The organism is Arcobacter cryaerophilus gv. crypticus (genome assembly GCF_002993025.1).
Taxonomy (GTDB): domain Bacteria; phylum Campylobacterota; class Campylobacteria; order Campylobacterales; family Arcobacteraceae; genus Aliarcobacter; species Aliarcobacter cryaerophilus_B.
Map to the genome: position 1 here is coordinate 18,992 of NZ_NXGI01000009.1, position 22,777 is coordinate 41,768.

The following is a 22,777-nucleotide window of genomic DNA, read 5'->3' on the forward strand; positions in this document are numbered from 1 at the left end:
TTTGGATTTAACTACTAAAAAAGTAGAATATGTCCTTAAAATTAATAAACAAAGAGTTCTATGAAAAAAGTTTTAGAAGTTTGTCTTTCTCCTGATTTAGGTGGACTTGAATTGTATATGAAAAATATAACTAAATATTTAAATTCAAATGCTGTAATAAATAAAAAATCAAAGTTAAAAAGTGTATTTGAAAATGAAAAAGTAAATTATTTTGAGCTTTCAAGATATAGCTTTTTTAAACTAGCTCGTATCATAGATAAAGAAGAAATTGATATAGTGCATCTTCACTGGACAAAAGATATTCCAACGGTTGTTTTTGCAAAATTTCTTTCAAAAAGAAAACCAAAAATTGTTCAAACTAGACATATGCATATGACAAGATTTAAAAGTGATTTTTATCATAAGTTTTTATATAAAAATATAGATATGATAATTGCTGTTACAAATCTAGTAAAAGAACAACTAGAAAAGTTTATCCCAAAAGATATAAGACCTAAAATAGAGACTTCATATATTGGAGCAAATACTCCTAAACTTTTAAGCAATGAAGAAAAAAATAGTTTAAAAAAATCTTTTAATATCACTGATGAATTTATAGTTTCTATAGTTGGAAGGATTGAAGAAGCAAAAGGACAGCATATAGTTTTACAAGCTGTTGAGAATTTGCGAAAAAGTGGTATAAAAATAAAAACTTTAGTCGTTGGTCACTATATGAATGAAAGCTATTTTAATAATCTAAAAAACAACTATCCAAATGATATATTTACAGGCTTTGTTTCTAACCCTACTGATTTTATACAAATTTCAGATTGTGTAGTTTTAGCAACAAAAAAAGAGACTTTTGGGCTTGTGCTTATTGAAGCTATGAAATCTGGAATTTGTGTTTTAGGAAGTAATCAAGGTGGACCTCTTGAAATAATAGATGATAAAAAAACTGGACTTTTGTTTGAAAGTATGAATAGTGATAGTTTATATGAAAAATTATCTTTGATTATAGAAGATGAAAAAATAAAAGAAAGATTAGCTTTAAATTGTAAGATTAAGGCTAATGAGGTTTTTGATAGTGAAAAACAGTTTGAAGAGATAAAAAATATTTTGGAGAGAGCACATGAAAGTTAGTGTTATTATTGCGGTTTATAAAGATGTAGAAGCACTTGAACTTATAATTGAGTCTTTAAAAAATCAAACATATAAAAATTTTGAAGTTATTATTGCAGAAGATGGGCAAGATGAAAAAATGAAACATTTTGTCAATTCCATTCAAGGATTAGATATTAAGCATACTACTCAGGAAGATATAGGTATTAGAAAAACAAGATCCTTAAATAATGGTATTCTTGCTAGTGATGGTGAGCTTTTAATTTTTATTGATGGAGACTGTATTCCTTATAGTACTTTTATAGAATCTTATGTAAAACTATCACAAGATGGATTTATAATAAGTGGAAGAAGAGTAAATCTTGGACCTAAATATTCACAAAAACTAAGAAATAAAATTCTATCTCCTTTAGACCTTGAAAACACTTTTTTATTGAGATATCTATTGATTGCAATAGATTGTAAAGAAGGGCACAGTGAAGATGGATTTTATTTTCCAGCAGATGGATTGATATACAATAAATTTATCAAAAATAGAAAAGCTAGCACTTCAATTTTAGGATGTAATTATGCTTGCTTAAAAAAAGATATTATTGCAATAAATGGTTATGATGAAGGATATGGTGAAACTGCAATAGGAGATGATACAGATTTAGAATGGAGATTTAAAGCTCTTGGTTGTAAAATAAAGTCAGCTAAGAATGTGGCAAATGTATTTCATCTTTATCACTCAAGAAGCTTTAGAAATAGAATCAATACAAATCAATATCTTGAAATATTTAAAGTAAATAAATTAAATAATAAATTTATATGTACATCTGGATTATCTTCTCACTGACTAGTTTCAAATCGTGATATAGCATTAAATAATCCACTAAATAATGCAAATAAAGTCATTGAAGCCATAATATGTAAACTTAATCCAACGCTTGATAGTAATAAATATAAACAAACAAATGTAATATTTAGATTTCTATAAATAATAGATTTGAATTTTAATTTTAAAAGATTTAAAAATAATAAAATAAATAGAACAAACCCAAATATTCCTAGTTGAACTGAATATTGAACATAGGCATTATGATAATCTATATAATTATCTTTAAAATTATCATAATATACAAAGTTATATTTTTCTATATATTTTTGTATACCTATAGCCTCATCTCCAATTCCAGTACCAATAAAAGAATTATCAATAAATTGTTCTAGCCCTATGATCCATAAAGAAACTCTTATGGAAAATGAATTTGTAAAATCATTATCATTAATCATTTTTTCTATATCTTGAAAAGCATAGTTCATTCTATCATGAAATACTGGACTTACATTATAAGCAGAAGTAAATATAATAATCACAAAAGTCATAGAGCAAATTATTGCTTTAAGTTTATTTTTTATATTTAAAAATGCAACGATAAATAAAGTAGCAAAAAAAGCAACTTGACCAGTTCTTCCACCATTTATTAACATATTCGACATTGAAAACAACATGAATAAACTATACATTAATCTCATTTTTAACTCTTGTTCAAAAATAATTCTATGCATTAAAATAAAAACTGTAAAAGCTAAATATATACTATAATTTGTATGATCCATAAATGGGCTTGGATCACTCGGAGATACTCCTTCTTTTGTCCAAAATTCAAAAAATATTCCATAAGATACTATTTCACTTAAAAACATTCCAATTAAAAAAGCTGAAAAAACATGCTTTATATAATTTTTATTTAAAGATGTATAAATAATAGGAATGATTAAAAAATGCCAATATTTTCTCATATAATCAGAATAAAAATTTATATCTGAACTCCAAAAAATAGATAAAAAAGAAAGAAGAAGGAATAATCCTAAAACAATCATAAATTTATTTAATCTTATAAGACTAATTTTTGCTTTAAAATTACCTTCAATACACCATAAAAGAATTAAACAAATTGCCGAAAAAGTTGTTCCAGCTTTTGATATAGGAAGACAAAAAGAATATAAAATTATAAAATAGTTTATAAATTTATTATAATCCATAATTTCAAATTTTTGTTTAAAATTAATCATTTCAGTATCCTTAAATATTCTTTTATCTCTTTTTCTTCAGAAAAATAATCATTAATAATATTTTTATTTCTTTCTGTATCAAAAATAACTTCTTTTTTTGAAATTTTTAAAAGAGTTTCTTTTAATTTTTCAATATTTTTATCTTCCACTATTTCAAAATCTAAACCAATTTCCTTGAATTCTATAAATGATGTATTTGAGTAAGAAATACAATCCAAACCACTTCTAACAGCCTCTATAAATGAATTTCCAAAACCTTCACCATAACTAGGAAAAATAAAAATATCTGATTTTTCTAGATATCTTGCTATTTCATTTGAAAATCCAACTAAAATTATTTTATCTCTATATTCAATAGTATTATAAAAATTTAAAAATTCCGTTTCATAACCTTTTTCAAATCCTCCAACTATATAAAAAATAAAATCTATATTATTTTCAACTAAAATAGAACAAGCTTTTATAGCATCTATTTGACCTTTACCATTTGCAATTCTTCCAGTATGAAGAAGAGTTAGCTTATCATTTTTTTCTTTTTTAACTATATTTATATTTTTTACAGAAGAGTATATCAATTTAGACTTTGAATTTTTACCAAAAGGAATAATATAATCTACATTTTTCTGTATATGTTTACATATTGAAACATGATAATTTACTTTGCTATATATCAATCTATGAAACCAATCTTTTTTAGGAGTTGATTTTGTTGTTCCATGCCTAACTATTAAATTTATATCAAATCCTAAAAAAGAAAAATATAAAGATTTTAATTCACTAGCACCAAAAAATATAACATTTTTTATACTATTTTTTATGATAATATCTCTAGTTTTTTTTATAATATTTAAAGATAATGAAGATTTAAATTTGATAGCTTCTAAAGATACATTTATATTTTTTGAAAAATAATTATCAAAATTTTGTGCAATAAAACCATTCTTTTTTGTTATTAAAAATACTTTATAATAGGGTGATAGTTTATTTGCTAACTTAATAGCATCAATCTCCATACCACCAAAATTTGATGATAAACAAATAATTGAAATATTTTTTTTGTTATTAGGATTCATACTACTAGATACTTACTCAAATACCACTCAATAGTTTTCACAATTCCACTATCAAAGTTTTCATCCGCTTTCCAACCAAGTTCATTTTCAAGCTTTGTTGCATCTATTGCGTATCTTCTATCATGTCCTGCTCTATCTTCTACAAAAGTAATAAGTTCTTTATAACTTTTTATATTTGGAACGAAGGATTTATCCTCAGCTTTTTGATGAGACTGAAGTCCCATTTCCGATAATGGTACTTTTTCATCTAAAATTTGGCAAATTCTATCTACTATTTGCAGATTCGTTCTCTCATTTCTTCCACCGATATTATATGTCTCTCCTTTATTACCTTTATGATAAACAAGGTCTATACCTTTACAGTGATCAAGTACATATAACCAATCTCTTATATTTTTCCCATCACCATATATTGGGATTGGGTTTTGTTTAAGTGCATTTCTTATAATTGTAGGAATTAGTTTTTCATCATGTTGTTTTGGTCCATAGTTATTTGAGCAGTTTGTGATAACTGTATTTAATCCATATGTTTCATTATAAGCTCTAATAATCATATCACTTGAAGCTTTAGAGGCTGAATATGGAGAATTTGGAGCGTAAGGTGTAGTTTCAGTAAATAAATCATTTGGATTTAGGCTTAGTGTTCCATATACTTCATCTGTTGAGATATGATGAAATCTTGCATTTCCGTATTTTTCTTTATAAACAAATGGTTTATTCATCCAGTATTTATAAGCTACATCAATCAAAGTAAAAGTCCCATTTACATTTGTTTGTACAAATACTCCTGGATTTTTAATAGAGTTATCCACATGAGATTCAGCTGCAAAGTGAATTACACCAGAGATATCATATTCAGCAAATATAAACTCTACTAATTCTCTATTACAGATATCACCTTTTATAAATTTATAGTTAGGATTATTTTCACACTCTTTTAGATTTTCCAAATCTCCTGCATAAGTTAAAAGGTCTAGATTTACTAGATTATAATTTGAATACTTATCTAGGAAATATGGTACAAAGTTTGAACCTATAAATCCAGCACATCCTGTAAGTAGTATTGTTTTATTTTTGTTATTGAACATCATTTTCCTTTTTATGTATTCTTTTTACAGTTCTTTTATATTTAAGTAACCCAAAATTTACTTCTACAGAAGTTTCAGTGTCCGTATCATATTCTTCTGGAACTTCTAAAAGTTCAGCTATAATCTCTCCACTTTTTTTAGATAGTTGTTCTTTTAGTTTATTATCTTTTGTTGTTTCAAGTTGTTTTAGATTGTATTTCAGATTATCTATTTTGTCAAATGTTTCTATTATCAAAAAAGTTGTCTCTTTTGCTTGTTTACTTGAAAGTATTGTTGCTAACATCCAAAGACCTTTTTTTGTAAAAGCTTTTGGAAGATACGGAGAATACTTTATAGGTTGGAGGTGGTCGAAATATTCGACCACATTTATTTTTTCATCTTTAGTAAGCTCAAACATATAGTCATTTGGGAATTTATCAGAATTATTTGCTACTGCTTCATTGACCCTTTTTGTTTCAACTCCATAAAGTTCAGCCACATCTCTATCAATGATAACAAATTTTTCTCGTAACTCTATAATTTTATTATCAATTGAAGTGTGTGATATTATATTCATCTTCTCTCCCCAAGTCTTCTTAAGCAATCATCAAGTCCATCTTTCCAGTATGGTATTTCTAAATTGAATTTAGATTTTATCTTACTTTTATTTAATAGTGAAAAGTGTGGTCTCTTTGCAGGAGTTGGATATTGAAATGTCTCTATTGGATTTATTTTACAATCTAACTTTGCCATTTTCATAATCTCTTTTGCAAAATCATACCAAGACAGAACTCCTTCATTTGAGTAGTTATATATTTCTACTTTTGAGTTTTTTATTTGTGGAATTATGTCTAATATTGTTTTTGCTAAATGTGCGGCATAAGTGGGAGTTCCAACTTGATCAAATATTACACCTAGTTCTTCTTTCTCTTTTCCTAATCGAAGCATTGTTTTTACAAAGTTATTTCCATAGTATGAATAAACCCATGAAGTTCGTATAATTATAGAGTTTAATGGATTTATATCTAAGAGCTCATTTTCACCCGTCAGTTTTGTTTTACCGTAAACTGATTGTGGGTTTGTTTGAAACTCTTCAACATATGGTTTATGATTTTTTCCATCAAATACATAATCTGTAGAGATATGAATTAATTTTATATTTAACTCTTTTGCTACAATTGAGAGTTTTTTTACAGCTTTTCTATTTACTAAATCTGCATTTTCAATATCACTTTCAGCTTTATCCACTGCTGTATAAGCTGCACAGTTTATAATCACATTTATATTATTTTCATTACAAAAATTTCTTATATTTTCTTTATTTGTGATATCAAAATCAATTCTTGTTGTAAAATAGAAATTATAAGAGTAATTTGTAGAAAGCTCTTTTATTTCAGATCCAACTTGTCCGTTTGAACCTGTTACTAAAACATTTATATTTGCTGAGACTAAAGTCTCAGTTCCTAAATTAGGCATAATAGTTTACTCCAAATTCAAATAAGTCATTTGTTTCATTTAGTTTTGCTTGAGTTGTATCTTTTGCCGATAGGTTTAGTTCATCATGATTTAAAATCCAATCTATATTTAAATCTTTATCATCAAAGGCTATTCCTCTATCACACTGTGGACTATAATAGTTATCTACTTTATATGCAAAGATTGTATCATCTTCAAGTACAACAAATCCATGAGCAAAGCCTCGCGGGATAAGTAGTTGTTTTTTATTATCTGCACTTAATTCTACAGCTACATGTTGTCCAAATGTAGGAGAGTTTTTTCGTATATCAACTGCAACATCTAAAACTCTTCCTTGAATTACTCGTACAAGTTTTGTTTGAGCATGAGGTGGAAGTTGATAGTGAAGACCTCTTAAAACTCCTTTAGAGCTTTTTGATTCATTATCTTGACAAAAATTTATTTTCAGCTTCGTTCCTTGCTGCCCGTTGGGAAGATATCCCAAAAACTCTTCTAGTTTGTCTTGCCTAAAAGTCTCTACAAAGTATCCTCTAGAATCTCCATGAACTTTTGGTTCTATTATTACTACATCAGGAATAGCTGTTCTTGTAAATTGCATTATTTCATTCTTCTTGGTTGATTTGCTCTAGAGATTAAATATTGACCATATTGATTCTTTTTTAAAGGCTCTGCTAGTTCTAGTAGTTTTTCTTTACTTATATATCCCATTTCATAGGCTATTTCTTCAAGACATGCTACTTTTAAAGATTGTCTATTTTCTATTGTTTGAATAAAGCTACTAGCTTCAAGAAGTGATTCATGAGTTCCAGTATCAAGCCATGCGTATCCTCTTCCCATTAGTTCTACTTTTAATCTATTTTCATTTAGATAATCTTGATTTAAAGTTGTGATTTCAAGCTCACCTCTATGGCTAGGTTTTACATCTTTAGCTTTTTTTACTACATCATTTGGGTAAAAATATAATCCTACAACTGCGTAGTTTGATTTTGGGTTTGTTGGTTTTTCTTCAAGAGATATTACATCACCACTATCATTAAACTCTGCAACTCCATATCTCTGTGGGTCTCTTACATAGTATCCAAATACAGTTGCTTTATTTTCATCTTTAATATTTTTTATACTTTTAGCTAAAAGTTCTGTTAGACCATGACCATAAAATATATTATCTCCAAGAACCAAACAAGCATCATCTCCATCAAGGAATTTTTCACCAAGAATAAACGCTTGCGCTAGTCCATCTGGACTTGGTTGAACTACATATTCAAATCTCATACCAAGTTCACTTCCATCTCCTAAAAGATTTATAAAACTAGGTTGATCTTGAGGAGTTGTAATAATAAGAATTTCTTTAATACCTGCAAGCATTAAAACAGACAATGGATAATAAATCATAGGTTTATCATAGATGGGTACAAGTTGTTTTGAAACACCTTTTGTGATGGGATAAAGTCTTGTTCCACTTCCTCCTGCTAATATTATACCTTTCATATTATCTGTCTCCCTAAAATAATTTGGCTATTATTCTACAATATCTTAGCTTGATTTAATAAATCAAAAACATTTGAAGGTTTAATATCCTTCATACAAATATTATCCTTACAAGCTTTCATAACTTCTGTTTTATAACAAGGACTACAAGATAATCCAGCGTTTACAATATGAACTTCGTTAAAAGGTGTTTTATATGGTCCTGTTTGCTCACGAGGAGTTGGTCCTATTAGACAAAAAACTGGAGTATTAACTGCGGATGCTATATGAGCTGTTCCTGTATCAGTTACAATCAAAGCTTTTGCTTGTTTAATAATACTAACCATTTCAGAAATTGTTATTTTTTCTACTAAATCTATAATATTTTTGTTATAAGGTTTAAGAGGTTCAAAAAAATCTTCTTCTCCTTTTGCACCAATTAAAATAATATTAGTATCTTTTGGAATTAAATTTAAAAACTCTTTCCAATTTTTATGAGGCCATGCTCTATAATTTAATCTTTTCTTTTTATTATGCGAATTACTTGGACTAACAATAATATAATCATTTGGTAAACTAAATTTAGTTTTAATTTCATTAAAATCTGAACCAAAAACTTTAGGAAATGATTTCTCTAAATTTTCTTTTGAAATTAGACTTGAATAAAACTCTTTACAAATTTCAACCATATGAGTTTTTGTAATTTTAATATCTTCACAAAACCAACCAACTTTTTTATTTGAAACAATTTTGTCAACTAAACTTTTAAATTGTTTTCCCATTTCAAAATTTATTAAAATATCATAAGGCTCTTTTTTTGAATGGTTTATTACTGCTTTTTTTTGTGAACTAAAAATTATTGGAATTTTTTTATGTTTTAAATGAAAAATTTTATTTACTCTTTTATCATATTCAAAAAGTTTTGAAGCTGCGGGAGTTGATACATAGTCAATAGTTAAGTCTTCTTTAAACTCCAATCTTAATGCATCTAATACAGATGTAGAATATACTAAATCGCCTAAAGCTCCACATCTTATTATCAATATTCTTTTTATACTCTTCAAATTTTTCCCTTAATTTTAAAATATTATTTTACAAATTTCTTAATACTTTTACAAACTCAAAAAAATATTTCACATCACTACCAACTCTTTTTTTTATAAACTCTTTTTCATAAAGCCATAAAAAAAATCCAAGTTTTTTACTAAATTTTATTAATTTTTGTTTAAATTCAAAATTATTTGAAAGTTCACAATATTTATTAATTATTTTTTCATAATCTATTTTAAAACTAGCTTCTTTTAACTTTATGAATGATAATAAAAATAGTAAAAAATCTCTATATTGTAAAGTTTTTATATCAACACTTTCTTCAAAACTCTCTTCAAAGTCTAAAACAAAAACTTTATCATCTTTAAAAGTAAAATTTCTTAACTGACTTCCACCATGAAATTGTGAAAAATTATGAATTTTTGAGAGTTCAAGTATCAATTTATCTACAAAAAAATAAAATCTATCTTCACTTATATCTTTGTTTCTTAAATAAGCATTTACACTATTTCCACTATCTTCTAAAACAAAAAAATCTTCACACTTATAAGCTATAACAGGAGTATTTATTCCTAATTCATTAAATTTTTCAAGCTTTGAAACTTCATAAAGCAAAGCCTCTTTTGAGCTTTTTACAACAGGAGGAATAAGAAGCTCAAAAGGGAAAAACTTATAAAAAAAACTCTGGATTTTATCTGGTTTTGTAGTTCTAGCTTTTTTTAGCCAATACTGTTTTTCTTCAAAAATAAAAGAAAAAATCTCTTTATTATTTTTTGTAAATTCTCTTTTTGCTACATTTTCAAAACTGTTCAATTAATCTTCTTTTTTATAAATATCATTTTCTAAATCTTTAAATCTTTTATGTTGCCATAGCCAAAAATCTGGTTTTTCTAAAATCTGTTTAGACAAAACATCATTTTGAATTTGAGTTAACTCTTTTATTTTATCTTCACTTTTAAACTCATAAGTTTTAGCATCAATTGGTTCACAAACTTTTATAGTCCAATCTCTAAAATCATTACAAATAGTAAAAATTGGAATAATTACTGCATCAAATTTAAGTGCCATTCTTGAAGTTGAATCAGTTGCTTTTGTAGTTTTTCCTAAAAATTCTATTTCTATCCCACTATTTAAATATTGGTCAATTACCACGCAAACTGTTTTATTCTCTTTAAAAGCTTTTATCATACCTTTTGCAGCACTCTCTTTTTCAAGCATTGTAATATGATTTTTACTTCTTGCTTTCTCATACTTTTTTTGAATATGAGGATTATTCATTTTTCTATTTACTATTGCAACATCTCCAAACATAAGGGCAATATATGGAACAGTTAGCTCCCAACCACCATAATGAGCTGAAATATAAATAATTTTTCTATTCTCTTTTATTGCATTTTCTATTATATGTTTATTTACAATATTTGCTTTTTTTAGTAAATCCTCTTTTTCTATATTTTGATTTTCAATAAACTCATACATATTAAAAACCAAAGATTTATAAGAGTTATAAATAATCTCATATTTTCTATCTTCGCTTATACTATTACCATATACAAAATCTAAGTTTGCACGAGCTACTTTTATATGTTTTTTATTAAATTTAAATGCAAAAAATGCAAAAAATTTCAAAATCTGTTTCATAATAATTTTAGGAGTAATTAAAAATAAAAAAAGAAATGTGTTATATAAAAAAAGTCTAAAATAATCTTTAATTTTTCTGTACACTTAAAAGCTCCTTTGCCATATCTATAATAATATTTTCATCAATCATTTTTATTGAAAAATCTTTTTTATCCAACTTAAAAGGATTTACAACAGAAGAAGACTTTACACTTTTATTAATTTTTGTTTCATAAGTGTTTCTATAAGCTGGTGTATTTCCAAAAATTGTTATTGAAGGAGTATTTAAAGCCCAAGCCATATGTGTTGGTCCAGTGTCATTTCCAATTACTAAATCAACTTTACTTATCAAAGCTTTTAATGTATTCAAATCTATTTTTGGTAAAACAATAGCGTCTGAATTATCACAAATAAATTTTGCAATCTCTTTTTCTTCTTCATTTCCCCAAGCAATAAAAAAATTCTCTTTCAAATTTTGTACTATTTTAACAAACTTCTCTTTAGAATACATTTTACTCTTCCAACTAGCACCAATTACAAGAAGAATATTTTTTCTATTTTTATCAAGATATTCATAAACTTTTTCATCTTCATTTTTAAAAAACAAGAAAGGTTTCTTATCCAAAATATCATCTTTTGTAATCTCAAAATCAAGTGTTTTTGAGAACAAATAACAGTTTCTATCTATAACATTTTTATCATAAGATATGGATATTTTTTTATTATAAAAAAAACTTGCCATTCCTTCTCTAGTGGAATTTTTACAAAAACCAACTCTATTTTTACCTAAAAGTCTAGCTACTATTGCTGATTTTATTAAACCTTGAGCATCTATAATTAAGTCATAATTTCTATTTTTGAAACTTTTTACAAGTTTTAATTGAGTTAAAATCTCTTTTTTTGAGTTTTTAATAGATTTTAAATTTAGTTTGATTATATTGTTTATATCTGGATTATTTTCTAAAACTTTAGAAAAAGAGTCTTCAACAAACCAATCAATCTGGATATTTGGATATTTTCTTTTTATAAACTGCAAAGCAACCATTGAGTGAATAATATCACCCATAGCAGATAGCTTTATAATAGCTATTTTTTGCACTATAAAATCTCTAAGAATAAATCTTTTGGAAGTTCAAGTTTTTCAATATATGAATTTATTAAAAATGATCTATTTGGAAGCTCCAACTGTAAAATATTATCCGCTAAAATATAGTTTACTTTTGGACAAGAAAAATCAGTATTTACAGCTATATTAAGAGCAATCATAAATGAAAGCCATTGCATAGTTTCTATATTTGGTAATAACTCTTTATACTCTTCTATATCACTTTGTTTTGGTAAAGATTTTTTTGAAAACTTTATAGTATGAGCAACTATAACTCTTGAAGTGTGTTGAAAATCATAATTTAAACCGTTTAAAATAAACTCAAAGGCATTGTCATTTTTTTTATAAAAATTCAAACTAGAACCAACTGAGTGAAGTTTTGAAGATACAACTAAAAGCTCTTTAAATTTATCATCAAGCTTGTGAATAGGTTTTAAAACTTCAAATATTTTTTTTGCATTATTTCCAAAATAAGCACTTTGTTTTTCATTTAATTCAAATCTATCTAGTAAACTTTTTACACTTACATTAAAATTATTTGGAAATCTGTGGTTTGAATTTCTTAGTAAATCTGTAAGATAAACACCTTCTCTCACACCTACTCCAGAAGTTACAACTTCTTTTATCTTCAACTCATCAATAATAGTTTTAAAAATAAATGTACCCTCTTTTATGGTATCAAATCTATCTTTTTTAACTCCGAATTCTTGAAGTTCTTCATTTGTATCTGCTTTTAAAATATTTTCAAAAAGTTCTTTTTCTTTATTTACATCATATGTAAATCCATGAATTGCATCTAGTGGATACTCATTTTTAACCATAATCATCTTTGATAAAGTTCTAATACTTCCACCAATTCCAACAGCTTTTGGAGGAATCTCAATATTTTGTTCAAAAACTTTTTTTAAGTTCTCCAAAATATAATCTTTTGCTCCGTTTATATTGTTTTTATTGAAATACAACTCTTTTATTCTTACAGTTCCAATATTTAAAGATATTGATTTTAAGATTTTTTTGTCTTTTACAAAACAAAATTCTGTACTTCCACCACCAATATCAATAGTTATAAACTCATCATCATGAAGCAAATTTGAAGTAGCAACACCACCAAAATATGACTCTTTCTCACCATCAATTACTTTTATACTCAAACCCAAATCATTTTTAACTCTATTTAAAAAAACTTTTGAGTTTGGAGCATCTCTTAGAGCAGAAGTTGCAACACACAAAACTTTTCTTGATTTTAAAGCGTTTGAAATATTTAAAAAAGATTTTAAAGACTGATAAGCTCTTTCCATAGGAATTTCTTGAAGATTTCCACCATTTTCATAGCAACCTTCAGAAATTTTTACCCTACTTTTTGTCTCATTTATTAAAGAAAAAGCAAAACGGCTAGATTTTTCTAAAACAACCATCCGCATTGAGTTTGAGCCAATATCGATGACTGTTGTAATTTTAGACATTTTAGTTTTCTTCTTCCATTAACTGATCATATTTGAATTTTAACTCTTCTAGTGTCTCTTCATTATCTGGATCCAAAATAATACAATCAACTGGACAAACCTCAACACATTGAGGTTCTTCATAGTGCCCAACGCACTCAGTACAACGATCAGCATCGATTACATAAACTGGATCGCCCTCTTCAATCGCCATATTTGGACACTCTTCCCTACAAGCATCACATGCAATACATTCATCCATAATTATTAAAGCCATATAATTTTCCTAATTTTTTTATTAATCTGGAGTTATACCTAAAAATCTTTAATAATTTCTTTAAATACTGAAAATTGTTCTTTATATTTTGTAACAAATATAATATCTTCTTCTTTTTTTATATATAAATCTCTGCTTATAAAAAGTCCAGCTTCAACATCAAATTCTCTTAAATCACCTTTGAAAATAACAAACAAAAAATCTTTTGCATTTGCCAAAGATAGTGCTGTTGCACCAAGAACTCTAAACTTTATATTTTTATCATCTATATTTTTACAAATATTTGGATACTTATATCCTCTTTCAAAAACTGCAACTTTTGAAATATTATGCTCAATTCTTTGAAACTCTTTTTTATTTTCCAAACAAAAGTATTTTACCTCTTCATCTAAAATTCTATAAACTAAAGTTTTATTTGCCATATTTGCTACAAAACCAGCAATAATTTCATCACTCTTTTTAACTGCAACTGAAGTCCCAAAATATGGAATATTTGATAAAAAATTATTACTTCCATCTAGTGGGTCTATTATAAATGTAATATCTTTTTTATTATCAATAAATCCACACTCTTCACTAAAAATATTTCCAAAATCTTTTAGGTTTTTTATAAATATATCTTCAAAAAAAATATCGATTTTTAGTGAATTATCTCCACCATATCCAATCTGTTTTGTATATGTAAAATCTTCTTCTTTTAAACCATTTTTTAAATATTTTGCTATTTCAAGGTTTGATTTTATTATTGCTTTTGTTATATTTTCCAAAACTATATATCCTCTTTTTTATCTTGATTTTCTATTTTTTGAAGTTTCTCAAGCTCCATAAAATAAGCATGAGATAGAAAAATAATATAAAAAATTGAAACAAAAAGTGTAAGAAAAGGAATAGTAGTAATAAAATATAAAAAAAGTGTTCTAACTCTAAATGAACTAGAAGATTTAGAGTAAATTTTTTCATACTCTTCTTTGCTCAAAATTGTTGAAGATACATCATAATTTAACATTTTGTGAAAAAAATAGTACAAAGGAAGATAAAGAGCTATAAAATTTATAAGTGGAATAAAATACAAGGGAATAAATAAAATATATAATAAAATCATAATAAAAAATGCTTTCAAAAAAACACCAAATGCTCCTAAAATAGTTCCATATGGTTTTAAAATTAAGTTTTTATAGCTAGTTTCATTTATATATTTCACAACAAAAGGTGTCAAAAAACCAATAATAACCAAAGTTAATACAACACTTAAATGAAAAACAAAAATAGCTCCAAAACTATAAAATAAAAATCCAGCAATCCACGAAGTAATAGAATACTTAAATAAAAAAACTATAAAATATGTAAGCCACACAAAATAAAATGGCGCATTTTCATCAATAACAACTTCTCCACCAGCTTGTGAAGTTTCCGCCACAGTTTTAAGCGCTTCTATCCCAACACTTGCAACTCCAAAAAACAACATATATAAAATCAACATTGTTATAAAAAGTGGAATTAGTGCCAGTTTTAGCATTTTTGAACTAAAAAAATCTCTTATACTTCTTTGTAAAATCTCTATTTCATTCATATTTTATCTTTTATTTAATTTTTGCATATTCTACCTACAAATGTTTAAAAATCAAACCTTGTCCTATATTCACACTTTTGACAAAGCTCCTCTTTTAAAATATTGTTTTTAAAACCATCTATCATATCTTTTGCTCTTTGTCCTTGCAAAATCTCTTTTATAGTTGATTTTTCAATATTTCCAAGGTTTATATTTGCATCTAAATCCAAACAGCAAGGAACTACAGTTCCATTTGATAAAATCCCAAAATGTGAGTTTAAACCATAACAAAAACCTTTTTTGCTTACAAACTCATTTTTTAAATTTGGCCAAACAAAATATTCATCAAAATTTATAAATATTTTTCTAGCAACTCTTATATTTTTTGGTTTATTTTCATAAATCTCATCTATATTTAAACTTGAAGAAAAAAAATCATTTAATTTATCAAAAACTTTTAGATTAAACTCTTTTGCGCTTTCTTGCTCATCTAAATTCCAAATTCTAAAGTTTATAAAATATTCATGCTTGTTTTCTTGTGCAAACTTTACAAACTCTAAAATAGGCTCTAAATATTCATCAAAAGTTTTTTTATGAGAGTTTGCATTATATGAATTTAGTGAAAAATTTATCTGCTTAATTGTAGGATTTAGTAAAGCTTCATAGTGCTTTTGTGAAATATTATTTGCTGTTGTTGTTATATTTACCTTTAAATTGTGCTTTTTACTTATATTTAAATATTCACTTAAATTTGTCAAAACTAAAGGGTCACCAACAATATGATATGCTAGTTCCTTTGTAATATCTTTTAGCTCAAAATTTAATCTATCAAAAGTATTTAAATCCATAATCTTATTTGCTAATAATTTTGGTGGACAAAAAGAGCATTTTAGATTACAAATATTTGTAAGTTCTATATGAACTTTTTTAAACTTTTTTATCTTATTTTCCTTAATTTTTTTGCTGATTTTATCAAAATAAGCTAAAAATCACTGTTGCTCAAAAAAATCTTTAAACTTTTTTTCTTGTAAAGCTTGAGTATCTTCTACTGTTTTCTCATTTTTTGATTTTAATTCAACTTTTAAATCACTCAAACTCTCTTCTAAATATCTCTCTTCTAGTGCTTTTAACTTTGTTAATTTATCTCTTATATATGTAATATCTTGATTTTTTTGAATAATATATGGAGTTACAATTATTACTAAATTATTTTTTCTATTTAGATTTGACTCATTTTTGAAAAGTTCACCTAAAACTGGAATATCTCCTAAAACTGGTACTTTTTCTTCTACAATTTCATTTTTATTTTCAATTAATCCACCTATTATTACACTCTCACCATTACTTAAAATTGCTGTTGTATTTATCTCTTTTTTAAGCGTATCAGGATTGCTAGTTCCAACTGATCTTACTTTTAAATTCTCCAAAAGTGCATTAATCTCTAAAGTAAGTTTTGTGTCACTTGAAACTCTAGGTTTTACTTTTAAAGTCAATCCTATATCTTCTCTTGCATAGTTTGTTCTTTGAGTTCCACCATCTGTTACACTACTTGAAGTTTGCATAGAGATTTTTTCTCCAACATATATAAAGCTCTCTTTGTTGTTTAAAGCCAAAATTGATGGTTCAGAAACAATATCCAAAGCTCCTTGCTGTTTTAAAAGATTTAAACTTGCACCCAAAGCAAGTCCTGATTTTAGATTTAATTTTTTTACATCTATTCCTAAAAGTGTTGAAGCATCTTCAATACTTTTTGAACCACCATTTAAATTTGTTGATATTGCCATAATTCCATCGCTTGAGCTATCTGCTTTTAAAATCCCATAAGATAAACCTATTTTATTTACAAGTTCGTTGTTTACTTCTATAATTTTTGCTTGAATATAAACTTGCTCTTTTTGTTTATCTAAATCTTTTAAAAGATTAAAAAGTGGCTCTAAAATATCTTTTTGACCTGTTAAAACAATTGAATTTGTCTCTTGTGCAAATGAAATATTTGGTTTTTCTCCCTCTTCATAACTATTTTTTTCAATAATATTTTCCAATATCTTCGCTATATTTTCTGCATCGATATTTCTTAATTCATAAACTTTTGAGATAGAATTTTCTTTTTTTGGTGGTAGTTTTTTACTAATTTTTAAAAAATCACCTTTTTGTTCTAAAATATAGTTGTGTTCATCTAAAATAGTTTTCAAAATAGTAATCAAATCATCTTTTTTGATTTTTTTGTTTGATACAAAGTTTAAATTTATATCCAAAGGTTCACTTACAAGAATATTTTTATTACTCACTTTTGAAACTATTTTTATAAATTCATCTAATTTTAAATTTGTAAAATTTACATCTATATAATCATTTGCAAAGCTTTGTACAGAAAAGAATAAAAGAAAAAAGAGATTTAAAAACCATTTCATTTACTACCCCTAGAAATAATATGATAAGTTTTTTATAGTATCTTAATTTCTCTTGGAAGTAAAGATTTTAGAGCTTCTAATTCATCTTTTGTAATTTGGATTGTTATTTTTATAATATTTAAAAAATCTTTATTTATAATTTTTATACTATTTTGATTTAAAATATACTCAAGCTGACCCAAAGAGCTATATTCACACTCTATTATATGATTATCTAGTTTTTTATACTCAAAAAATTCTGCAATTTTTATAACTTCATTTAAAGAACCACCATAAGCTCGAACTAATCCACCAGTTCCTAGTTTTATTCCACCAAAATATCGCACAATTATTGTTGCACTATTTATAATACCCGCCCCACTTAAAACAGCCAAAGTTGGTTTTCCGCTTGTTCCTCTTGGTTCTCCATCATCACTACTATTTTCAACAATTTGTTCAAACTCATTTAAATATCTATATGCATAAACAAAATGAACAGCCTTTGGGTGCTCATGTCTTAATCTTTGCATTGTTTTATCAAAATCTTCATAAGGCATTAAAAAAGCTATAAATTTTGATTTTTTCTCTTCTAGTGTTGTTGTAAACTCTTTTTGTACAAATTTCATTTAGTTATTTTTAATAACTCTTCTATAATATTTTTTAACTCTGGTAAGTTGTGTCTAATAACATCTTCAATTATATTATCATCTGTACTATCGTAATCGTGTGCTATATAGTTTCTTACAGCACTAATTCCTTTTAAATCTTTACTTGAAAAACAGTCTAAAACTTTAAACTCATTTTCATCTTTTAATTTTGAAAACTGTTCAGCTATTCTTACAAGGTTCATTCTTATTGCTGGTTTTAAAACTCTATCTTCTACTGCTTGAGTAATTTTTAGACTATTATTATCCATAATAAACTCTATATCACAAATTATCTCTAAGACTTTTTCTAATCTAAACTTTACTTTAGACATAGATTATTTCTTGTAAGATTTTTTTATTTTTATCTGGAACAAAATCTATATTTTTTTTAAATATTTTTTTAAGTTCATCTTTCATCTCTTCTATTCTTAAAAGTTTTGAAAAACCATCTACATATTTTTGTGAAAATTTATTGTAATCAAGTCTATATGCAATATCTATATCACTAAACTCATTTTGAGTATCTTTTGCATAACTTCCAAAAAGTCCTAAAATCTCTAAACCCTCTTTCTCATAAAGTGGTTTTATCTCTTTTAATTTATGTAAAATCTCTTCTTTTTTCATACTAAACTCTTTTTGTACAAATTTCATTTGTAGATTTTATAACATTTGGTATAAATTTTGACTTTTGATGGTTTATTATAAAACTAAACTATTTTATCAAACATAATACAAACCACTTTATAATTTATTATAAACCTGCGAAAATATGCTATATCCATCTACAATTTTTTTATATTGCTCTTTTGCCTCTCTTGGAGCAGCTTCATAATCTTTTGTAAATGTATTTAACATTTTAGAGAAAAAATCATCAACATTTATGCTACTTAACTGTTCTTTTGTCAATTCATAGTTTTTCCCATAAGTTTTTGGATCATATACAAAACTTGCTCTTGTTTCATTTCCATGATAGTAATTTTCAAGGTTAAATTGTAATTCAGAGTTCATAACAAAAGAATCTAGGGGGTCTTTGATTCCCCTTAAAGTTTCATAAAGAGCTTTATTTAATTCATCATTATTTGATATATTGACTTTATCAAGTTGTTCCAACATAGCTCTAGAAGCTAATCCTGCTGTTCCTTCCTCAATGCCCTCACTTCTATGTTTAGCTCTCAACTCCAATGCCCTTTTTTCTATAGCTTCATAATTCTCTTTTGCTTCTTCATATGGTATATCTTTTAACTCTTTAAAAGTAGTATATCCACTATAATCTTTTTGAATTTTTTCAATATTTGAACTACTGTTTATACTTTTTGTTTCTTTAGTTTGTTTTATACTAGATACTGAATTTACTCTCATAAGCTCTGCAAAACTGCTAAAAGAACTTCCATAATCTTTTTGACTATTACTTTTAGCTTCTAACGTTTGATATGAATTTGTTATTGACCCTATTTCCATTTTTTATTTCCTTATTTATTTTTAAATCTAAGCATACTTAGGCTCATTTATTACTTTATTATAGTTTGTTTTTAAATCTTCATAATATGGTAATTTTTTTAAAAGATAATATTTTCCATCTTCTGAAGTATTTGGGTTTGAAATGTCCTTTTTTAATTGAAATAGAGTTTTGTCAATAAAGCTTCCATAATCATAAATCTTCCAGTTTTTAAGCTCTTGAATTATATTTGTTAAAATTTCATCTTTATTTGGAAAATCTTTATACTTCACTTTTTCAAAAGTAATTCTCTCTTCAATTTCTTGTTCTATTGGTTTTTCAAAAGGTAGTCTTACTTTGTTGTATCCTAAGTCACTTTTTAAATTAAGTGAAAAAAGAGTTCTATCACTTTCATTTTCAATATTTTTAAGAGTTTCAAATAAAGACTTGTTAAAGTTCTCATCATTTGAAATATTTGCTTTATGAAAAATATCAAAACCTTTTATAAAAAAAGTTCCACTATCTAAGTTTTTAAATAGCTGATTAAGTTTTGCCATCTGTTCATAGCTTAAATTTTTTGCTTCACTTGTTGAAATCTCATCATCTTCTAGAATAGCCCTAAATAACTCTTCATCTTCTTTTGACAAAGATGAAAAACCACCGCTTTTATCAATAAATTTTATTAAATTTTTAGTTAATAAAGTTGCATTTTCTTTTACTGATTTTGTATCTACTACAAAACTACTATAAGAGTTATCATCTTTTGGTCTTTGTGCTGTATTATATTCATAAGTTCTAGTTCCATTATTTCCTATTTGCATATATTTTCCCCTAATTTAAATATTTAGTAAAAACTACTTGATTTTATTATCAAGCATAATACGGCTCTTTAGTAGCTTTATTAAAATTCTCTTGAAAAGTTTTATAAAAATCAACTATTCCTTGATATTGATTTTGTACACTAGTTTCTGAGTTTGAAGATTTTGCTTTTGTTAAATTCTTCTCAAAACTTGCAATTGCACTATTTATAAAAGCATCAAAATCAACACTTGTAGCTTGATTCTTATTTAGTAAATAACTTCCATTTTCAGATCTTCCATCTTTCATAAAAGTTGGACTGATATCTTCTCCTTGTGCAAATCCTTGAAAATTCATTTGGAATTCATATGTTACAAGACCAAGATTTTCTTTTGGAGAACTTTGTAAAGTTTGATAGTATGCTTTATCAATACTATTATTTCCACTAAAATTCAAAGCTCCTTTTAAAGCTAAAAGTCCAACGGCATGTCTAGGTTTTATGTTTCCATCATCAGCTAATTCTTGGTATCTTTTATCTATAAATTCTTGATTTACTTTTGCCTCTTCAAAAGGTATTTGCATTAAATCATCTGCTGAATATTTACTATAATCAACTTTTTGTGCTTCTTTATAATAAGTCTCTTTTGTCCCTTTTACCTCTTGTGTCTGATATACACTTGTTGCTTTACCTATTTCCATTTTTTACCCCTTGTATAATAATGTTTTATTTTATTAGTATTAAAGTTAAATAAAGTTTAAAAGATTATAATTAAACTAATATTAAGAAAAGTTAGTAATAAAGAAGGGGATTCTTATGAATATAAATACTAATATACAATCGTTTAGTTCACAAAGTGGAATAAAAGTAACACAAAATGGAAATACTAATCAAAGTATAGATAAAAGTAAAAATAGTGAAGCTATAAACATAAATATAGACTCAAAAACACTAGATACTTTAAATCTATTATCATCTTTGGAGGAAGAAACTTTTATTAAAAGCTACAACAACTTTATAAGTGATGATGAAAAAGCTATTAGAAATAGACTAGAAGAAGTTTACTCAAAAGCAACAAAAGAGAATAAAAAGTTTGCAAATCCAGAGCAACATATTAGTGATAAATATTACTCTCAAGCCTCACCTTATTATGTAGAAGGATTAAGTCGAATAGAAAGAAATGTAGCCCATAAACATGAAATGGATTATTTAAAATATGGAAAGATAAGAAATATAAGCTTTATTGACCCAAATATAAAAGATTTAAATTCAATGAATGATAGAGTAGAGAGTGCAGAAAAAAAAGCGTTTGATCGAGATATGGTTAATGAACAGTTCCAACAACTTTTAAATAAATATGGTATTTCTATTCCTAAAGATAGTAATCTTAAATTTACAATTGAACCTTATGATTATAAATTAACTGTTAGTGGACTTGATGATAAAAATCTATCTAGTTTAATAGAAGATGTTTTAAATACAGGAGATAACTCAAAAGAATTATTTAGACATATTTCATATAGTCGTTCAAGCTATTTAGATGATTCAACTCAATTTGATAAAGATAAATCAATGAAATATGGAATATTTCATAATGTAAAAGAGCTAACTGGATATGACCTAAGAGAGTTGGAAAATGTAGATGGTAAGTTTTTAACAAAAGATGGAACAGATGTTATGGAGTTATTGAGAATTGGTGTTATGAATAGTAAAAATATTCCCCAAGAGTATAAGGGTGTTGCCTTTGATAGTTATAGTGCAGATTTATCAAAAGTTGCGAAAAAAGGTTTTGAAAATATAGAAGATTTAAATTTATCAATAGATTATAAAAATAGCTCTTTTCATGATGTTGGACAAAGTGAAACATATGGAGTTGGTAAAAGAGATTGGATATATGAATTAAAAGCTTCAAAGACTCAAACTTTAGGAGAAGCTTTTAAAGATTATAGAAAAGATATAGTTTATGGTGAAAGTAGTCAAGATATTATCAAAGAGGCACTAAATCTAAAAGAGTTTAGTTTTAAAGGAATAAAATCTGAAGCAGATAGTTTACTTGAAAAATATGGCTCAAAAGATATGGAACTAATCAAACTTTTACTTATGCAAAAATATCTTATGGGCAAAGAGGATAGTGAAGCAAATAAAGAGTTTTATAAACTTTTAAAAGAGTGGGAAGAGAGTAAAAATCAAGAATAGTAGTATTTGACAATAAGAGCTTTAAGCTAAT

At 25.9% G+C, this 22,777-nt stretch carries 26 protein-coding genes; 3 read left to right on the plus strand and 23 right to left on the minus strand.

Features of this window, described 5'->3' with window-relative positions:
* Positions 1-60: 60 nt before the first annotated feature.
* Positions 61-1,119: a glycosyltransferase family 4 protein gene (locus tag CJ670_RS04910; protein ID WP_105939078.1), complete on the plus strand. Its 1,059-nt coding sequence runs from the start codon at positions 61-63 to the stop codon at positions 1,117-1,119.
* Complete coding sequence (locus CJ670_RS04915) at positions 1,109-1,936, plus strand: glycosyltransferase (protein WP_105939079.1); 828 nt, start codon at positions 1,109-1,111, stop codon at positions 1,934-1,936. The genes CJ670_RS04910 and CJ670_RS04915 overlap by 11 nt, the downstream gene beginning before the upstream one ends.
* On the opposite strand, the gene CJ670_RS04920 is transcribed toward CJ670_RS04915, so the two are convergent.
* The 23 genes from CJ670_RS04920 to CJ670_RS05030 form a co-directional block, all read right to left on the minus strand.
* Positions 1,930-3,156: an O-antigen ligase family protein gene (locus CJ670_RS04920; protein ID WP_105939080.1), complete on the minus strand. Its 1,227-nt coding sequence runs from the start codon at positions 3,154-3,156 to the stop codon at positions 1,930-1,932. The two genes, CJ670_RS04915 and CJ670_RS04920, sit on opposite strands and share 7 nt — an antisense overlap.
* Positions 3,153-4,229, minus strand: a complete 1,077-nt coding sequence (locus CJ670_RS04925) for a glycosyltransferase (protein ID WP_228154203.1) — start codon at positions 4,227-4,229, stop codon at positions 3,153-3,155. The genes CJ670_RS04920 and CJ670_RS04925 overlap by 4 nt, the downstream gene beginning before the upstream one ends.
* The gene (rfbB, locus tag CJ670_RS04930; RefSeq protein WP_105939081.1) at positions 4,226-5,317 is read right to left on the minus strand and encodes a dTDP-glucose 4,6-dehydratase; all 1,092 of its coding nucleotides are present in this window, start codon (positions 5,315-5,317) and stop codon (positions 4,226-4,228) included. Before rfbB ends, CJ670_RS04925 begins: the two co-directional genes overlap by 4 nt.
* Positions 5,307-5,873, minus strand: coding sequence for an ORF6N domain-containing protein (locus tag CJ670_RS04935; protein WP_105939082.1), 567 nt, complete (start codon positions 5,871-5,873; stop codon positions 5,307-5,309). The genes rfbB and CJ670_RS04935 overlap by 11 nt, the downstream gene beginning before the upstream one ends.
* Complete coding sequence (gene rfbD, locus CJ670_RS04940; RefSeq protein ID WP_105939083.1) at positions 5,870-6,772, minus strand: dTDP-4-dehydrorhamnose reductase; 903 nt, start codon at positions 6,770-6,772, stop codon at positions 5,870-5,872. Before rfbD ends, CJ670_RS04935 begins: the two co-directional genes overlap by 4 nt.
* Positions 6,765-7,370 (minus strand): dTDP-4-dehydrorhamnose 3,5-epimerase, encoded by a 606-nt coding sequence (gene rfbC, locus CJ670_RS04945; protein ID WP_105939084.1) that lies wholly within the window; start codon positions 7,368-7,370, stop codon positions 6,765-6,767. The genes rfbD and rfbC overlap by 8 nt, the downstream gene beginning before the upstream one ends.
* Complete coding sequence (gene rfbA / locus CJ670_RS04950) at positions 7,370-8,260, minus strand: glucose-1-phosphate thymidylyltransferase RfbA (protein ID WP_105939085.1); 891 nt, start codon at positions 8,258-8,260, stop codon at positions 7,370-7,372. Before rfbA ends, rfbC begins: the two co-directional genes overlap by 1 nt.
* Before the next feature lie 35 nt (positions 8,261-8,295).
* Positions 8,296-9,303, minus strand: coding sequence for a glycosyltransferase family 9 protein (locus tag CJ670_RS04955; RefSeq protein ID WP_105939086.1), 1,008 nt, complete (start codon positions 9,301-9,303; stop codon positions 8,296-8,298).
* A gap of 28 nt (positions 9,304-9,331) precedes the next feature.
* A complete protein-coding gene (locus CJ670_RS04960; protein WP_105939087.1) occupies positions 9,332-10,102 on the minus strand; it encodes a BUD32 family EKC/KEOPS complex subunit in 771 nt (256 codons plus the stop codon).
* Positions 10,103-11,014: an LpxL/LpxP family acyltransferase gene (locus tag CJ670_RS04965; protein ID WP_105939088.1), complete on the minus strand. Its 912-nt coding sequence runs from the start codon at positions 11,012-11,014 to the stop codon at positions 10,103-10,105.
* Complete coding sequence (gene waaC / locus CJ670_RS04970; protein ID WP_105939089.1) at positions 10,998-12,011, minus strand: lipopolysaccharide heptosyltransferase I; 1,014 nt, start codon at positions 12,009-12,011, stop codon at positions 10,998-11,000. The genes CJ670_RS04965 and waaC overlap by 17 nt, the downstream gene beginning before the upstream one ends.
* Positions 12,008-13,477, minus strand: a complete 1,470-nt coding sequence (locus tag CJ670_RS04975) for a Ppx/GppA phosphatase family protein (protein ID WP_105939090.1) — start codon at positions 13,475-13,477, stop codon at positions 12,008-12,010. The genes waaC and CJ670_RS04975 overlap by 4 nt, the downstream gene beginning before the upstream one ends.
* A 1-nt stretch (position 13,478) precedes the next feature.
* On the minus strand, positions 13,479-13,733 hold the full coding sequence (locus CJ670_RS04980; protein ID WP_105912188.1) for a YfhL family 4Fe-4S dicluster ferredoxin: 255 nt from the start codon (positions 13,731-13,733) through the stop codon (positions 13,479-13,481).
* A 38-nt stretch (positions 13,734-13,771) separates the two neighbouring features.
* Entirely contained in the window at positions 13,772-14,500 is a 729-nt protein-coding gene (locus tag CJ670_RS04985; RefSeq protein WP_207763613.1) for an inositol monophosphatase family protein, read from the minus strand.
* Positions 14,501-14,502: 2 nt separating this feature from the next.
* On the minus strand, positions 14,503-15,303 hold the full coding sequence (locus CJ670_RS04990; RefSeq protein WP_105939092.1) for an EI24 domain-containing protein: 801 nt from the start codon (positions 15,301-15,303) through the stop codon (positions 14,503-14,505).
* A 44-nt stretch (positions 15,304-15,347) separates the two neighbouring features.
* Positions 15,348-16,250 carry a radical SAM/SPASM domain-containing protein gene (locus tag CJ670_RS04995; RefSeq protein ID WP_306460237.1) on the minus strand — a complete coding sequence of 301 codons (903 nt, stop codon included), beginning with the start codon at positions 16,248-16,250 and terminating at the stop codon, positions 15,348-15,350.
* 21 nt (positions 16,251-16,271) lie between these two features.
* Complete coding sequence (locus CJ670_RS05000) at positions 16,272-17,693, minus strand: type II secretion system protein GspD (RefSeq protein ID WP_105939093.1); 1,422 nt, start codon at positions 17,691-17,693, stop codon at positions 16,272-16,274.
* A gap of 32 nt (positions 17,694-17,725) precedes the next feature.
* Entirely contained in the window at positions 17,726-18,298 is a 573-nt protein-coding gene (locus CJ670_RS05005) for a YigZ family protein (protein WP_105939094.1), read from the minus strand.
* On the minus strand, positions 18,295-18,651 hold the full coding sequence (locus tag CJ670_RS05010) for a HepT-like ribonuclease domain-containing protein (protein WP_105939095.1): 357 nt from the start codon (positions 18,649-18,651) through the stop codon (positions 18,295-18,297). Before CJ670_RS05010 ends, CJ670_RS05005 begins: the two co-directional genes overlap by 4 nt.
* A complete protein-coding gene (locus CJ670_RS05015; RefSeq protein WP_105939096.1) occupies positions 18,644-18,970 on the minus strand; it encodes a nucleotidyltransferase family protein in 327 nt (108 codons plus the stop codon). The genes CJ670_RS05010 and CJ670_RS05015 overlap by 8 nt, the downstream gene beginning before the upstream one ends.
* A gap of 90 nt (positions 18,971-19,060) precedes the next feature.
* Complete coding sequence (locus CJ670_RS05020) at positions 19,061-19,777, minus strand: hypothetical protein (RefSeq protein WP_105939097.1); 717 nt, start codon at positions 19,775-19,777, stop codon at positions 19,061-19,063.
* A gap of 27 nt (positions 19,778-19,804) precedes the next feature.
* Positions 19,805-20,575 (minus strand): hypothetical protein, encoded by a 771-nt coding sequence (locus tag CJ670_RS05025; RefSeq protein ID WP_105939098.1) that lies wholly within the window; start codon positions 20,573-20,575, stop codon positions 19,805-19,807.
* A 49-nt stretch (positions 20,576-20,624) separates the two neighbouring features.
* Positions 20,625-21,251, minus strand: a complete 627-nt coding sequence (locus CJ670_RS05030) for a hypothetical protein (RefSeq protein ID WP_105939099.1) — start codon at positions 21,249-21,251, stop codon at positions 20,625-20,627.
* 115 nt (positions 21,252-21,366) lie between these two features.
* Here CJ670_RS05030 and CJ670_RS05035 point away from each other — a divergent pair, with 115 nt between their 5' ends.
* On the plus strand, positions 21,367-22,746 hold the full coding sequence (locus CJ670_RS05035; protein WP_105939100.1) for a DUF4885 family protein: 1,380 nt from the start codon (positions 21,367-21,369) through the stop codon (positions 22,744-22,746).
* The last annotated feature ends 31 nt before the right edge of the window (positions 22,747-22,777 follow it).

Coding starts and splice junctions, on each gene's coding strand:
- CJ670_RS04910 (WP_105939078.1), top strand. CDS start 61: ATGAAAAAAGTTTTAGAAGTTTGTCTTTCTCCTGATTTAGGTGGACTT.
- CJ670_RS04915 (WP_105939079.1), top strand. CDS start 1,109: ATGAAAGTTAGTGTTATTATTGCGGTTTATAAAGATGTAGAAGCACTT.
- CJ670_RS04920 (WP_105939080.1), bottom strand. CDS start 3,156: ATGATTAATTTTAAACAAAAATTTGAAATTATGGATTATAATAAATTT.
- CJ670_RS04925 (WP_228154203.1), bottom strand. CDS start 4,229: ATGAATCCTAATAACAAAAAAAATATTTCAATTATTTGTTTATCATCA.
- rfbB (WP_105939081.1), bottom strand. CDS start 5,317: ATGTTCAATAACAAAAATAAAACAATACTACTTACAGGATGTGCTGGA.
- CJ670_RS04935 (WP_105939082.1), bottom strand. CDS start 5,873: ATGAATATAATATCACACACTTCAATTGATAATAAAATTATAGAGTTA.
- rfbD (WP_105939083.1), bottom strand. CDS start 6,772: ATGCCTAATTTAGGAACTGAGACTTTAGTCTCAGCAAATATAAATGTT.
- rfbC (WP_105939084.1), bottom strand. CDS start 7,370: ATGCAATTTACAAGAACAGCTATTCCTGATGTAGTAATAATAGAACCA.
- rfbA (WP_105939085.1), bottom strand. CDS start 8,260: ATGAAAGGTATAATATTAGCAGGAGGAAGTGGAACAAGACTTTATCCC.
- CJ670_RS04975 (WP_105939090.1), bottom strand. CDS start 13,477: ATGTCTAAAATTACAACAGTCATCGATATTGGCTCAAACTCAATGCGG.
- CJ670_RS04980 (WP_105912188.1), bottom strand. CDS start 13,733: ATGGCTTTAATAATTATGGATGAATGTATTGCATGTGATGCTTGTAGG.
- CJ670_RS04990 (WP_105939092.1), bottom strand. CDS start 15,303: ATGAATGAAATAGAGATTTTACAAAGAAGTATAAGAGATTTTTTTAGT.
- CJ670_RS05000 (WP_105939093.1), bottom strand. CDS start 17,693: ATGAAATGGTTTTTAAATCTCTTTTTTCTTTTATTCTTTTCTGTACAA.
- CJ670_RS05005 (WP_105939094.1), bottom strand. CDS start 18,298: ATGAAATTTGTACAAAAAGAGTTTACAACAACACTAGAAGAGAAAAAA.
- CJ670_RS05010 (WP_105939095.1), bottom strand. CDS start 18,651: ATGTCTAAAGTAAAGTTTAGATTAGAAAAAGTCTTAGAGATAATTTGT.
- CJ670_RS05015 (WP_105939096.1), bottom strand. CDS start 18,970: ATGAAATTTGTACAAAAAGAGTTTAGTATGAAAAAAGAAGAGATTTTA.
- CJ670_RS05020 (WP_105939097.1), bottom strand. CDS start 19,777: ATGGAAATAGGGTCAATAACAAATTCATATCAAACGTTAGAAGCTAAA.
- CJ670_RS05025 (WP_105939098.1), bottom strand. CDS start 20,575: ATGCAAATAGGAAATAATGGAACTAGAACTTATGAATATAATACAGCA.
- CJ670_RS05030 (WP_105939099.1), bottom strand. CDS start 21,251: ATGGAAATAGGTAAAGCAACAAGTGTATATCAGACACAAGAGGTAAAA.
- CJ670_RS05035 (WP_105939100.1), top strand. CDS start 21,367: ATGAATATAAATACTAATATACAATCGTTTAGTTCACAAAGTGGAATA.